Raw genomic sequence first — 13,424 nt, 5'->3', positions numbered from 1 at the left:
CCAGCTCGGTTCGGCGGGCCCGTGGACGTCCATCGGCGTGGCATGTGCCGCCCTCGGCGCGGGGTTTGCCACTGTCATGGTCACCGCCACCGCAACCGTCGTGGGTGAGGCGCCGCCCGGATACGCCGGAGTGATCGGTGGACTCGAACAGACCGCCATGAACGTCGGTCCGTCCCTCGGAATCACCGTAGCCGTCGGCATGATGAGGCTGAAGCCCGCGTCCGCCGGGACCCCAACTACGGGACATGCCCAGGGAATGCCGGCTCCGGCGACGGGACTCACCCTGACGGTCCTCGCCGGACTCGCCGCCCTCGCCCTGCCCCTGCTACCGGCATCGCTGCTGCCGACGCTGCCGCTCCACCACGCGGAGGGTGACACAGCGGTCCCGGACGATGACGACAGCCACACCATTGACCCATCGCATCGAAGTACCGGGTGACCTGCTGGGCGGCGAGGGCGGCCGAGGGCGGCCGAGGCGGAGATCGAGATGCGCCTCGGGCTGGGGTGCGGCCGAGGCGACTCCGGAACCAGGGCTTCAGCGAGGCCGGTGCTCCTTCAGGTCCGGTTTCCGCTCCAACGCCTCAACTGCTGGCCAGTGCGCGGTCGAGAAGGGGGAGCAGGCGGTCCCAGTGGCGCTGCAACCCGGCCGGGTGGAAGGCGTCGGTGTCGGACATGGTGAACCCGTGGACGGTGCCGGGATAGATTTCGGAGGTGTAGTCGACCTTCGCGGCGTCCAGTGCCCGGTTGAGTTCGTCCAAGGCCTCGGGGGTCAAGTCGCTTTCGGCGTGGCCGAAGTGGGCCTGGGCGGTGATGCCGGCGAGGGCGGCAGGCCCGTCCGCGCCCACGGGTCCGTGGAACGAGGCGACAGCCGCCACCTGGCCGGGGTGAGCCGCTGCGGTACGCGTCGCCAGGAGCCCGCCTATGCAGTAGCCGGTCACCGCGACCGGTCCGGCGGCGACCTCGGGCCGGGTGGTCAGGAATCTGAGGTAGGCGTCGGCGTCACTCAGGACGCGTTCGGTGGTGTGCGCCTCGATCAACGGCATCAACTGGGCCATGATCGCGGGCCGGACCTCTTCACCGATGTGCTCGGGAAGGTCGATCACCGGTGCGGGGCCGTGTCGGTAGAAGAGGTGGGGGACAAGCACGTAGTACCCGTGCCCGGCCAGTTCGCGGGCCATATCCCTCAGTACGGGCCGGATGCCGAAGCCGTCTGCGTACATCAGTACACCCGGGTGCTGCCCGCCGTGGTCGGGCAGGGCAGCGAAGGCGTCGGCATGGCCGTCCCTGGTGGGAATCTGCAGCGTCTTGAGAGGCATGAAGTCTCCTGTCGTGGTTGATGTGTAGAGCTTGTGATCAACACGACGGAGGCGGAGCCCGCGCGGCAGCGCAAGATTCTCGATCGAACAGCGGGCCCGCACAGGCCCGTACGGCGCTCAGAGGAGTGCCGGGTAGCCAATCCGTGTGTGGCGCGATGCCGTCCCGGTAGTCATGGCCACAGAGCATAGCCCACCGGTAGGACCGCGGCCGCGTGGCGGAGACTGCCTGGGCAGGCACTACGTTCCGGATCCGGCAGGTCGATAAGGAGCGCGAAACCGACCGGATCGGCGAGCACCGCCTCGTCCTCGGGAGCAGGACTGTCGTCGAGCGTCACCACGAGCTCGGACGGGCGCTGGTCGTCCCGAAGACCGTTCCGATCAGGTGGGACGGAGGGCGAGCGCCGCCCCCGCCCAGGCGTTCACCGCCCGCTCCCCGCGCCCGGGGTGCAGCAGACGCATCCGGGGTGGCAGCCGCACGCATCGGCCTCAGCTGCGGGAACGGGGGGCGATACGGGGACGGGGGGCGATACGGGGACGGGGGGCGATACGGGGACGGAGGACGATGCCGGGACGGCGGGGGCGCAACAGCCCTTGCCGTGCCAGGCGTTGCGCCCTTCCTTCACCGCGATGGCGGCGATGACGAGCGCGGCGACCGGGTCGGCCCACGACCAGCCGAGGACGGCGTTGAGGACGAGACCCGCCAGGAGCACGGCGGAGAGATAGGTGCACAGCAGGGTCTGCTTGGAATCGGCGACCGCACTGGCCGAGCCGAGCTCCCGTCCCGCGCGGCGCTGCGCGGCAGACAGGAACGGCATGACTGCCAGCGACAGGGCGGCAATGACGATGCCGGGGACGGAAACCTCGGCTTGGCCCGTGCCGGTCAGGGTGCGGACCGCGTCGAAGGCGACGTAGGCGGCCAGGGCGAAGAAGGAGACGGCGATGATCCGCAGGGTGGTCTTCTCCCGTGCCTCGCGCAGGGAGTGGTCGCGGGCGGAGAACTGCCAGGCGACCGCGGCGGCGGAGGAGACCTCGACGACCGAGTCGAGGCCGAAGCCGGTCAACGCGGTCGAGGAGGCGAGGGTGCCGGCGGTGAGCGCGACGACCGCTTCGACGACGTTGTAGGCGATGGTCGCGGCGACCAGTAGGCGTATGCGGCGGGCGAGAGCGTCACGGCGGGCCGGGGAAGGGCCCAGGGATAGCGTGGTCATCAGCAGCATCCCTCTTCCGCGGCGTCCGGGCAGGTCCTGTCCGCCTCGACGGCGACCATCGCACCACGCAGGTCGTGCAGTGCACGCCCCAGGCGTTCGTCGGCGAGCTCGTAGCGGGTGCGGCGTCCGTCCGGGGTCGTGACGACCAGACCGCAGTCGCGCAGACACGCCAGATGGTTCGACAGCCGGGTGCGGGAGACGCCGATGGCGTCGGCGAGTTCGGCGGGGTAGGCGGGCGCCTCCCCTAGAGCGAGCAGGATGCGGCAGCGGATCGGATCGGCGAGCGCGCGGCCGAACCGGGCCAGCACCTCGATGTCGGAAGCAACAGTCAGCACATCACGACAGTACACGAAATGCTGAATTCAGATATCTGTGTACTGTTAACCGGTCAGTGCCGCCCATTTCCGGGGGCGCGAAGGCTGGTCGGCTCCGCGATGGCCGCCGGAAACGGCTTGAAGTACCGGCGACGTTCTCAGGCTTCTCGCCCCGGGACCCCCGGAGGCCTCTATGCGGAGGGCCTTCACCCTGCGCCGGGCCCTTGTCCTGCGGGGATACGGGAGTGCGCCGTCGACGGACCTGCGCGAGGCGCAGCGGAAGGCCGGTCGCCGCCGCCACCGCGGTCACACCCCGGGGCTACCCCCGCGCCAGTACCGCCCTCGCCTTCGAGCTCGCTGCTTTCCGCAGCTGTCGCCGCTTCTTCGTACGACTGGACAGCCGTCGATTGGAGAGCCGTCACCACCACGACCCCGGCCATGTGCCGGGACCTCGGCCACCGCCAGAGTGAGGGAAGTACTTCCAGACCGATGCTGTGCCGGAGGAGTGGCGACAGACCTACGCCCGCCACCGGTGGTACCGCTCCTCGGTGACCGGGTGTCCGGGTGACGCACGCAGCCCTCCGTGTCCGGCCCCGCCCCGATCGCTACGCCCTGGCCGTGTCCGCGCCAGGAAGCGATGCCCGCAGGTACCGGGCGGTCGTGGTGCGGGAACCGTCCGCCATGTCGGCGGGCGTGCCGGTGAAGACGACCTGCCCACCGTGTTCACCCGCACCGGGGCCGATGTCCACGATCCAGTCGGCGTGCTTGGCGACGTCCAGGTCGTGCTCGACGGCGATGACCGTGTTGCCCGAGTCCACCAGCCGGTCCAGCAGGGACAGCAGGTTGCCGACGTCTGCCATGTGCAGCCCGGTGGTCGGTTCGTCGAACACGTACACGCTGCCGCGTTCATGGAGGCGGTCGGCGAGTTTGACGCGCTGCCGCTCACCGCCGGACAGCATCGACAGTGAACGGCCCAGCGTCAGATGGCCCAGGCCCACCTCGGCCAGCGGGTCCAGGCGGCGCACGATGGCGGGGTCGTCGAAGAAGACGCGGGCCTCGGTCACCGTCAGGTCCAGCACCTCGGCGATGCTGCGGCCGTTGAGCCGGTGCTCCAGCACCTCGTGCCGGAACCGGGTCCCGCCGCACAGTTCGCAGACGGTGGTGACGGGGTCCATGAAGGCCAGGTCGGTGGTCAGGGTGCCGCGCCCCTTGCACTGCGGGCAGGCCCCCTTGGAATTGAAGCTGAACATGCTCGCGTCCAGCCCGTGCTCCTTCGCGAACAGCTTGCGGACCGTGTCCCAGATACCGGTGTACGTGGCCGGGGTGGACCGGGGGTTCATGCCGACCGCTGACTGGTCGAGCACGATCGCCTGCGGATGCTGGGCGGTCAGGACATGCCTGACCAGGGTCGACTTCCCTGATCCGGCGACGCCCGTGACCACGGTCAGCACCCCGGTGGGGAAGTCGATGTCGAAGCCCTTCAGATTGTGCAGGTCGGCGCCGCGCACCGGCAGCTTCCCGGTGGAGGTGCGCGGTTCCTGCTTGAGCGGGGGCTGGATCCGGAAGTGCCGGCCGGTGAGCGTCCTGCTGACGGCCAACTCCTCGACGGAGCCGGTGAACACGATCTCGCCGCCCTCGGTGCCCGCGCCGGGACCCACGTCGACGACGTGGTCCGCGATGGCGATGACCTCACGGTGGTGCTCGACGATGAGAACGGTGTTGCCCTTGTCCCGCAGGTCCAGCAGCAGCCGGTTGAGCCGGTCCACGTCATGGGCGTGCAGCCCCACACTCGGCTCGTCGAAGATGTACGTCATCCCGGTCAGCGCCGACCCCAGGTGGCGCACCGCCTTCAGCCGCTGCCCCTCTCCGCCGGACAGGGTCCGGGTGGGCCGGTTCAGGGTGAGGTAGCCCAGGCCGACGGACGCGATGCGGCGCAGCGAGGCGAGCGCGGCGGGCACGACCGGACCCGGCCACCGGTGCTCCACCTCCTCCAGGGTGGTGATCAGGTCACCGATCTCCATCGCGCAGTAGGCGGCGATGTTGTGGCCGTCGATGCGCGACTCCAGGGCTGCGCGCGCCAGCCGGGCGCCCCGGCACTCGGGGCAGGTCCGCTCGGTGACGACCTGTTCGGTGGCCCTGCGCTCCTTGTCCTTGAGCGCCTCCAGGCCCGGCTTCACGAACCGCCGGGTGACGCGGGGCACGATCCCCTCGTAGTCGTTGATGGCCACGTTGCCGAGGGCGTCGGGGCGGATCGTCCGGAAGCCCTCCCCGTACAGCAAGAGGTCCATCTCTTTCGTCGTGTACTGCGACAGCGGCTTGTCCGGGTCGAACACGGGCTCCGTACCCTTCTCCCGGGCACGGTCCTCCTCGTACCGGCTGATCTGCGCGTACCGCTTCCAGTAGTTGGTGCCCACCGCGAAGTTGGCGTGCCGGATCGCTCCCTCGTTCAGGGACTTGTCGAGGTCCAGCAGCTTGCCGACGTCGAGCTGGAGGGTTTCGCCGAGGCCGTCGCAGTACGGGCACATGCCTTGCGGGTCGTTGAAGGAGTAGAAGTGGGACGGCCCGGCGCTGGGCTCCCCGTACCGGGAGAACAGCACCCGCAGGACCGGGTTCACCTCGGTCATCGTGCCGACGGTCGAGCGGGAGCCGCCGCCCACCGGCTTCTGGTCCACGACGATCGCAGGGGCCAGGTTCTCGATCAGATCGAACTCGGGCCGCTCGTAACGGGGGAGACGGTTGCGGATGAACGCGGGGAAGACTTCGTTGAGTTGCCGCTGTGACTCCCTCGCGATCGTGCCGAAGACGACGGACGACTTTCCGGAACCGGAGACTCCGGTAACTACGGTCAGGAGACCCAGAGGAATCCGAAGATTCACCCCCTTCAGATTGTTGGCACGGGCCCCCGTCACCACCATGTGCTGCCTGTCCTTACGCACGGACATCCTCCTCTCCCGCACCTGCCGCTCCCGTACTCACGTACCTGTTGCGCAGCTCCTGTTACGTAGCTCCTCTCAGCGTGCCGACCGCCGGTCGGGACGGCGCCGACGGCGCCTGCGATCCGGCCTGGTGAGTTACGCAGGTACCACTGCCCCGGAGGGCAACGATAGTGGGCATGTAGGCCAGGAATCGCCCTACCGCACCTCCGCGTGCATTTCGTCCGCTCGCCCGGGCGGGCCGTCCTGCGCTGAGCCGCCCATGGGGGCGTACGGCCCGCCGGGACTGACAGGTGCCGCGCCGACCCCCGCCCGTCGCGGCGGTGCCCGGTCTGGCGGCGGTCCAGCGGGGTTCCAGGTGCGCGGCATGCCATGTCGCGCCCGGCGCGGGAACACCCGCGTAGGAGTCCGAGGGGCTCGATGAATTCCTTGACTCGCTTCACGTCCCCCTCGAACTGCGTGCGCTGGTCAAAGACGTACTGCGAAACGGGCTCCCGGCGCGACCAGACCTGAAGCGCGCGGCCGCTCGGAGCAGGAAGCCGGGTGTGCGGGCCGTACGCTCCGTACGAAGCCGATGACGACTTCTGCGTGGCCGCCGGCTTCGCGCGAGGGGTCGGCCGCACTCGGCGGCGGCATGCAAAAAGGAGGCCGTCAGGGAGAGCTCCTCACCCGGTGGAGGCGCCGCCTCCCTCAGGTGGCGGGCCGCTCGTGCCGACTGCCTCGTCCGTTCAGTGCCAACCGGGGTACACGCCCGGGTTCGCCGGCCCAGTGTCCGCGCTCGTGAGACCGATCAGGAAGAGAACCGCCACTATCAGCGCGAGTACCACCAGCCAGAAACGGTCCTCGAATCCCGAGGACCCGGAGCTCCGCGGACGATCGCCGCCCCGGTCTTCGGTGTCGCTGTCCTCGTCGGCCACCTTGTACCTCCTCCAGTCGTATCCATGGGACGGCGGCACGCGGTCGGCGTCAAGCCTTCCGGTACCCGGGTTCCGAGGCAGCGGGATCGGCAGCGGCGACGAGACCGATCGAGCAGTCAGGCTCTTCGTTGATCGGTCACGATCGCCTGTCAGGGGGCATGGCTCACCCAGGGGCCTGCGGTGGCGGGGGACCTGGCCTGTCGAGTACCTCGGCCGGACGTGCGCCGGTGAGTCCGAACCGGGCCGGGCCGCTTACCCGGGCCGCAGCAGCGATGCCCTCCGCAGGGAAGATTCGCCAGGACTTCAACCTCGCGGCCCCGCGTTCGGTGGGCGCTCGCGCTGCGGCCAGGGCTTGACTGTGCGTCTTCTCGGTAGGGGTGAGTTCCTGCAGGGGCCCGCGTTCGGTGCTATTGGTCAGCCACGGGCCGGCGCCCTGGTGGGCGAGGTCGGGATCGTGCTCGCGCAGCGTCTTCAGCAGACCCGGTGCGCGCTCGGCGAGCAGGTGGCTGACCGCGCTGGTGTAGGCATGGGCGGTGGACTCGCTCCTCCCGAACCCGGCGGCGATCTTCGCCAGAGCGGTGTGTTCGCGCAGGTACGCCAGTGCCGCCATGGCGCGCGCCGGGACGGACGAAGCTTGCGGCGTCGGTCGCCTTCACAGGTGAGGATCAGCATGGACACCCACTCCACGAGTGCATGCGGCAGGTCGAGCGCGGCAGGATGGACGACCAACGACGCCCCCGAACAGCGTGCGCCGTCCTCACGCTTCCACTTGGGCCGGTGGCAGCCCCATCCTGGCGTCGGCAGCATCTACTTCGGCAAGCGATGCCCCAGAAGAAACAGATTCGCGTTACGAGCCCTCGACAGGCAGCCCCGCAATGAACTCTGAGAGATCGGTTGCTCGGGGTGGCGTCTGCCCCCGCAGGAACCGCCGGTAGTGGTCGGCGACGAGACGACGCAGGTCTGCCTCGGCCGGTTCATCACCGCGGAGCTCAAGGGTGACCCGGTGCGGCTCGCCCGTCATGCGCAACGGTCTGGCAAGCGCGTCGAACCCACAGGCGTACTCGTCGGGCATCTCCCACCATGCCTCGGCGAACGCTATGTCCTGGAGGACGTACATGTAGTAGTCGTCATCGAAAAGGACCACGGGGCCTATCGGTGAAGTCATTCGTGGAGTATGGCGCAACCTGCGGAGCAGACGCGTACCCCAGCAGCCTGAGCCCTGCCTTCGCGCACCACTGGAATACTGCTGTCATGACTGCGGTGCAGAGTGAGTGCTGGGGCTTCCAAGCCTTGGTCCACGTTTCCTTGCGCCGGGACACGGAGTCCAGGTGTTCAGCTGCGGGTTTGCGATAGCTGACTGCGGCGGTGATCTGCCTTCGAACTACGAGGCCGGCTGCTTTCCGAGCGGGGACCAGCTCGACTCCAGGTGTATCCACCAGCGCGGAACGCCGCGATCATGCACGCGGGTTCCGCGGGCAGAGTTATGAATCGCCGAAGCCGTCGGCCGCACCGGCAACGGTTCCGTTCAGGGGGCCCCTCAACGTGGGTCCGGGCTCGTACCCTGTGGTGCCACCTGGTCCGCGGGGGCACGTGAGGAATGGACATCAGTGACGATCTACTCCATAAGTCATTCCTGGTGGCGCATTGAGAACTGGGCGCGGGACCACGACATGGCCCAGGAGCTTGCCCCGCCGGCCGCACCTGAGGAGCTGGCACAGGTTGAAGAGAGCTTGGGTCTGCAGCTTCCCCCGGAGATCTGTGAACTCCTGCGCGGGCACAACGGCAGTGGCGACTTCACCCTCGCGCCCTTCTACAGCATCCTCGGTACGGCCGCGATCCTGACTCAATGGGAGTCGAAAGTCGACGTTTACGGTCAGGGCCAGTGGGCGTCGTACTTCCCGCATTACGTGCCGTTCGCGAGCGACGGGGGTGGAGGTGTGCTGTATCTGGAAGCCGGTGATCCGGTTGATCCACGCGTACGAGATCACGACAAGGAAGGCCAGTCCGTCAGCGTCACCTCCCACCCGATGTGGCAGTCGATCACCTCACTCCTGCACCACACTGCGGAGGCGCTGGAGAGCGGGGAGCCCGTCGGCAGATACCTCCGCCCCACCGAGCGAAGCGACTTTCGACAGTGGCGCTCCGTCGATGATCCGGAACCGCCGGAGGAGCGGAGAATCGGCAGGTACGGGGTGCCGATCGACGCCGTCCCTGGGCCATGAGCGACGCGAGCGAACTCGTGGTGGAGATCGCCGCAGAAGAGGAAGAGGCCCTCCTGCGGACCAAGGACGAAGCCGTCGGCTGAAGCGCAGCACGGTTCAGTCCCGCTCAGCGGTGCCCATGGCCGCGAAGGTTTCGCGCATCAACGCGTCGATGGTTCCCGGCTTCTCGGCCAGGGAGTCGAAGAGATCAGCGAGCAGCCACAGCACGAAGCCGTGCACCATCGCCTCCTTCGGCGAGATCTTCCCGAACCGGTCGCGCCAGGCCACGGTGTCCATGCCCATCGCCGCCGCCATGAGGACCCCCGTGGCCATCGGTACCTGCTCGGGATCGGCCAACTGGAAGGAGGGCAGCCGACGGATCAGCGCCGGGATCAGGTCGTTGAGCGGGTCGAGCCTGTCCCCGTCGCCGGGCGGGTCAGCAATCAGGTACCCGGTCAGCACCCCCACCAGGAACACCGTGCCCCGCGAGACCTCCTCCTGCCCGACAGAGTCCATCGCGGCCTGCACGCGCTGCTGCGCCTGTTCGCGCTCCTTGGCAGGAGTCCGCTTCTCCAGGACGCGATAGGCGTCCCACGCCGCACGGACCGCCTCGTCCACCACTACACCGTCGCTGTTCATGGAGTAGACCGTACGAGACAGGGCAGGGCGGGGTGAGCGTGGGAGGACCGGGCAGGGCCCACTTCCCGCGGACCGGGCTCCCGGAATTCTCACTGGAGTACGGGCTGCCGAGGCACCACTACGTGCGGCAGCATCGCTACCCGGTACCCGAATATCGCGGGTGGGGGTCAACGCCACATCTCAGGGATGGCCGAGCTCGGCCAGGTGTCTTCGAAAAACGGGCCTCCGGCGTCACCACACACACGGCACAACTCTTCCTCGTCGTTACTGCGGTTGGGGGTCCTGAGGGGGTCTATCTCTTCCATGGAGCCGATTTTGCCGCCGATCTGCCCTACTCGTCACCTCGCGGGTGGCACGCCCGACGGCGTGGACCGTCCGTGCGGTGCCGGACGTGCCGGCGGGCGGCCTACTTGGTTTCGACTCGTCCGAACGAGCCGGGGCCGGAGCCGGTCAGCGCGTCGCGTGCCGTCTGCCAGGCGTTGTCGCCGGGGCAGAGCTCGGTGCGGAGGTAGGCAGCGGTGAGGCGCGCGACGGCAGCGACCCGCTCGGGACTCTCGTCCGTCGTCTCGGCGGCGTCGTATCCGGGGATCCCGCCGAGCGCGTGCCCCGCGCCGGACAGGGTGAGCAGGGACTTGGGACCCGGGGCGAGGGTGTAGGGGTCGGCGTGCCAGGCCGGACCCATATCGGTGAAGTGCCGGGAGTCGTCCTCGTCGCCGGCGACGACCAGCGCGGGCGTGGTCATCGTGGAGAAGTCGATGGTCCCCAAGACCGGCAGCATGTCGCCCATGGGTCCATTGAGGACGTCGCCCCTGCCGGGCGCGGCCAGCAGCACACCCGCCTTGAACCGGGGCTCGATGAGGCTTACTTCCTCCCCGGTATCCGGGTCGGTGACGCGGGCGCCGAGCAGGAGGCTGGAGGTGAAACCGCCGAAGGAGTGTCCGGCGACGGCGACTTTGGTGTGGGCGATCCGCCCGGCGAGCAGAGGCACGGCCTTCTCGATCACGTCGAGCCGGTCCAGGACGTGCGACATGTCCTGCGATCGCGAGCGCCAGAAGAAGGGCGCCCCGGGGGCGTCAGCGACCAGGTGGCTCAGCGTCCTGGAGGTGAGGTGGGTGGGTTGGATGACCACGAACCCGTGCGCCGCCCAGAAGTTGACGAGCGGCGCGTAGCCGTTCAGCGAGGACAGGTTGTTCGAAGGTCCCTGCCCATGGGAGAGAAGGATGACCGGGAGGTCCGTGCCGGTCACGGGCGCGGTGACCCGTACCTCGAGGTCCACGGGACGTCCGGGTACGGACAGCGCCAGCGGGCTGTAGGACAGGACCGGGACGGGCGAGCCCGAGGTGTCGGCGGTGGCTTCGGATGTGCTCATGATGCGCAGTTTCCCTTTCTGCGGGCCCCTGCCGGCCGCCTGCCCGGTGCGCAGGCGGTGGGGCAAGGGAGGTGAGGGGCGGCCCCGCTTCGGATAACCTGAAGTGGAGCACCGCACCACTTACTATCCGGAACAGTGCTCCGCTTTGTCAAACGGTGCCGGAAGGAAAAGAGCGATGCCCACCGAGAGCCCCACGGGAAAGGCGGCGGCCCGAAGCAAGCGGACCGACGCGCTGCGCAACCAGCAGACCGTGCTCACCGCCGCCGCCGAGGTGTTCGCCACCTCCGGAGTCGACGCGCCGATCCGCCAGATCGCCGCGCGGGCAGGTGTCGGGATGGCCACGATCTACCGCCACTTCCCGACCCGGGCGGACCTCGTCACCGCCGTCTACCGCCACCAGATCGAGGCATGCGCCGAGGCCGGCCCGAACCTGCTGGCCAGTGCGGAATCCCCGTTCGACGCACTGCGTCAGTGGATCGACCTCTTCGTCGACTTTCTGGTCACCAAACACGGACTCGCCGACGCCCTGCAGTCCGACAGCGACCGCTTCGCCACACTGCACACCTACTTTGTCGACCGCCTGGAGCCCGTGAGCGCCCAACTACTGAACGCCGCGGTCGAGGCCGGCGACATCAGGCCCGGCATCCAGCCCTACGAACTGATGCGCGGCATCGGCAACCTCTGCATCGGGCGCGACGACGACCCCCGCTACGACCCCCGCCGCTTGATCGAACTGCTCCTGCAGGGACTGCGGCAGCCTCGACCGACCTGATCGCGGCCCAGTCGCCCCTGCCGGACAAGCCTTCCCGCCGACAGTCCGTACGGTGCCCGGACGTACGGCCGGGCGGGCCGACCCGGTCAGGACAAACGGCTCAGGACCGCCCGGCACAGCCGCCGCAGTTCGCGGTCGCTGGACGCGCTCCGTAGTAGCTGCCGTGGGGCCGGGACAGTTCATCGCGGGTGCGCGGGTGCGCGGGTGCGCGGGTGCGCGGGTGCGCGGGTGCGCGGGTGCGCGGGTGCGCGGGTGCGCGGGTGCGCGGGTGCGCGGGTGCGGCCGTCGGGCCCATCCGGTCGAGGCGGTCGGACCCATCCGGTCGAGGCGGCAGCGCGGACGCGGCGTCGGGCCCGATCCGGCCGAGCACGTCGGCCGCGTCGGTCGCCATGTAGGCCGGTCGGCGGCGGTGCCCAGGGCACCGAGGGACGCGGCCGCCGGAACGCCTGGGCCGCCTGGAGGGCACGACGACCCCGCACCGGGGCGGGAAGATGCCGCGCGAGAAGTTCGGCAACCGCGCCCGGCTGGTCAGCATCGACGACAGCGGACATGGCATCTGTTCCCAGCTCATTCGGGTCGCCGGCTGCCTCCCGGAAGGGCCGTTACGGGCCGGTGGAGGTGTCAGGGCGGTCACCGTGGCCGCCCGGACCGGACAGGAGCTCATGGAGACGCCGCATGACGTCGATCTGAGCCGGATTGTAGAGATCGGCAATGGCTTTGCCGATGGTGCGACCGGCGTGCTGCCGGCCGCGCGGGGCGTCCGAGGCGAGGTCGTTCAGCCCGGGGTGCCTGACCCGGAGACCTTGGACGTACGGCACGAGACGCTCAGCGAGACTATGGCGCGCCTGCTCGTCCGCATCGGCGGGAAGCTCGTCGAGTTCGCGTGCGACCGGCTGCGGCTGCTGAGCGAGCAAGTCCGCGTAGGCGCCCATGCCGCTGGGGCCGAGCACCGTACCGAGGACGGTGACGAAAGAGCGGTCGGGGTCAGGGAACTCTGCCTTCTCGTCCACGAACGCCACGCGGAGAGGGAGATCGCTCGCGGCCGTTCTGCGCATGAGGGCGCCAACCTCGGCGCGGGCGTGTTCCAGCCGTTCGATCGTGGCGGCCAACTCAGCGTCGAGAGCCCGCAAATCACGCGGGTCCGGTGCAGAATCCGGGCCGTCACGCATGTCCGCGATCTGGGAGAGGGAAAAGCCCAGCGTGGTGAGGCGCTTTATCCGGAGGAGCCGGACGAGATGGCTGACGCCGTACTGCTTGTATCCGTTGGAGCGGCGCTCCGGCTCCTCGAGTAAGCCGATCTCGTGATAGTGCCGTACGGCCCTGAGGCTGGTACCGGCCAACTCCGCCATCTCCCGGGTGCTCCATGCCATGGTCGATGTCTCCCTCGTCGTTTGGTGCCGTGTCACTGCGGTCGCGGTGAAGGACTCCTTGGCGGCAACGTACTCATCGCGCGGGTCGCCGCCGACCACCCTGGTTCCCACGCGTCAGTGCCCTTCTCACCGTGCTCTCGCACGCCTGCCCGCCGGGTGAACCGGTGCTGTGGGGTGGTTGGTTCGGTTCACGGGCGGGGCGGTCCGGCGGGTGGTACGGGGCGGGTGGTGAGGATGTGGTCGACGGCGGCGTTGAGGGTTTCGGTCTCGGCGGCGAGGACGGATTCGCGGGTGGGCAGGGCGCGTTCGACGGAGAGGCCGTTGAGGACGGTGAGAAGGAACCTGACCTGGCGGGTGTGGTCTCCCGGGGGCAGTGCGCCTTCCT

At 69.2% G+C, this 13,424-nt stretch carries 13 protein-coding genes and 2 pseudogenes; 3 read left to right on the top strand and 12 right to left on the bottom strand.

Annotated elements, in window-relative coordinates; translation table 11 throughout:
* The first annotated feature begins 76 nt into the window (after positions 1–76).
* Positions 77–439, top strand: coding sequence for a hypothetical protein (locus ACFWVV_RS33320; protein ID WP_384356799.1), 363 nt, complete (start codon positions 77–79; stop codon positions 437–439).
* A gap of 142 nt (positions 440–581) precedes the next feature.
* Here ACFWVV_RS33320 and ACFWVV_RS33315 read toward each other — a convergent pair whose 3' ends face one another.
* From ACFWVV_RS33315 to ACFWVV_RS33285, 7 genes and pseudogenes are all read right to left on the bottom strand, one after another.
* The gene (locus ACFWVV_RS33315) at positions 582–1,316 is read right to left on the bottom strand and encodes a dienelactone hydrolase family protein (protein WP_384356802.1); all 735 of its coding nucleotides are present in this window, start codon (positions 1,314–1,316) and stop codon (positions 582–584) included.
* A 419-nt stretch (positions 1,317–1,735) separates the two neighbouring features.
* The gene (locus ACFWVV_RS33310; protein WP_384356805.1) at positions 1,736–2,524 is read right to left on the bottom strand and encodes a cation transporter; all 789 of its coding nucleotides are present in this window, start codon (positions 2,522–2,524) and stop codon (positions 1,736–1,738) included.
* Positions 2,524–2,859 (bottom strand): ArsR/SmtB family transcription factor, encoded by a 336-nt coding sequence (locus ACFWVV_RS33305; protein ID WP_384356808.1) that lies wholly within the window; start codon positions 2,857–2,859, stop codon positions 2,524–2,526. The genes ACFWVV_RS33310 and ACFWVV_RS33305 overlap by 1 nt, the downstream gene beginning before the upstream one ends.
* Before the next feature lie 584 nt (positions 2,860–3,443).
* Entirely contained in the window at positions 3,444–5,774 is a 2,331-nt protein-coding gene (locus ACFWVV_RS33300; RefSeq protein ID WP_384356811.1) for an ATP-binding cassette domain-containing protein, read from the bottom strand.
* A 725-nt stretch (positions 5,775–6,499) separates the two neighbouring features.
* Positions 6,500–6,688, bottom strand: a complete 189-nt coding sequence (locus tag ACFWVV_RS33295; protein WP_384356814.1) for a hypothetical protein — start codon at positions 6,686–6,688, stop codon at positions 6,500–6,502.
* A 286-nt stretch (positions 6,689–6,974) separates the two neighbouring features.
* Positions 6,975–7,417: pseudogene (locus ACFWVV_RS33290) on the bottom strand (transposase family protein); the annotation flags it as partial.
* Positions 7,418–7,535: 118 nt separating this feature from the next.
* Entirely contained in the window at positions 7,536–7,853 is a 318-nt protein-coding gene (locus ACFWVV_RS33285) for a hypothetical protein (protein WP_384356817.1), read from the bottom strand.
* A 442-nt stretch (positions 7,854–8,295) separates the two neighbouring features.
* Here ACFWVV_RS33285 and ACFWVV_RS33280 point away from each other — a divergent pair, with 442 nt between their 5' ends.
* Positions 8,296–8,910 carry an SMI1/KNR4 family protein gene (locus ACFWVV_RS33280; protein ID WP_384356820.1) on the top strand — a complete coding sequence of 205 codons (615 nt, stop codon included), beginning with the start codon at positions 8,296–8,298 and terminating at the stop codon, positions 8,908–8,910.
* 96 nt (positions 8,911–9,006) lie between these two features.
* Here ACFWVV_RS33280 and ACFWVV_RS33275 read toward each other — a convergent pair whose 3' ends face one another.
* On the bottom strand, positions 9,007–9,528 hold the full coding sequence (locus ACFWVV_RS33275; RefSeq protein WP_384356823.1) for a hypothetical protein: 522 nt from the start codon (positions 9,526–9,528) through the stop codon (positions 9,007–9,009).
* Between the two features lie 406 nt (positions 9,529–9,934).
* Positions 9,935–10,897 (bottom strand): alpha/beta hydrolase family protein, encoded by a 963-nt coding sequence (locus tag ACFWVV_RS33270; RefSeq protein ID WP_384356826.1) that lies wholly within the window; start codon positions 10,895–10,897, stop codon positions 9,935–9,937.
* Between the two features lie 175 nt (positions 10,898–11,072).
* Here ACFWVV_RS33270 and ACFWVV_RS33265 point away from each other — a divergent pair, with 175 nt between their 5' ends.
* Positions 11,073–11,669 (top strand): TetR/AcrR family transcriptional regulator, encoded by a 597-nt coding sequence (locus ACFWVV_RS33265; RefSeq protein ID WP_384356829.1) that lies wholly within the window; start codon positions 11,073–11,075, stop codon positions 11,667–11,669.
* A 100-nt stretch (positions 11,670–11,769) separates the two neighbouring features.
* On the opposite strand, the gene ACFWVV_RS33260 is transcribed toward ACFWVV_RS33265, so the two are convergent.
* The 3 genes and pseudogenes from ACFWVV_RS33260 to ACFWVV_RS33250 form a co-directional block, all read right to left on the bottom strand.
* Positions 11,770–12,060, bottom strand: a complete 291-nt coding sequence (locus tag ACFWVV_RS33260; RefSeq protein ID WP_384356832.1) for a hypothetical protein — start codon at positions 12,058–12,060, stop codon at positions 11,770–11,772.
* 211 nt (positions 12,061–12,271) lie between these two features.
* Complete coding sequence (locus ACFWVV_RS33255) at positions 12,272–13,039, bottom strand: MerR family transcriptional regulator (RefSeq protein ID WP_384356835.1); 768 nt, start codon at positions 13,037–13,039, stop codon at positions 12,272–12,274.
* 188 nt (positions 13,040–13,227) lie between these two features.
* Positions 13,228–13,424 (bottom strand): annotated as a pseudogene (locus tag ACFWVV_RS33250) (TetR/AcrR family transcriptional regulator); the annotation flags it as partial.

It is taken from the genome of Streptomyces sp. NPDC058663, assembly GCF_042716745.1.
Taxonomy (GTDB): Bacteria; Actinomycetota; Actinomycetes; order Streptomycetales; family Streptomycetaceae; genus Streptomyces.
Note: the sequence above shows the minus strand (reverse complement) of the source record. Positions and strands in the feature narration are given on the sequence as shown.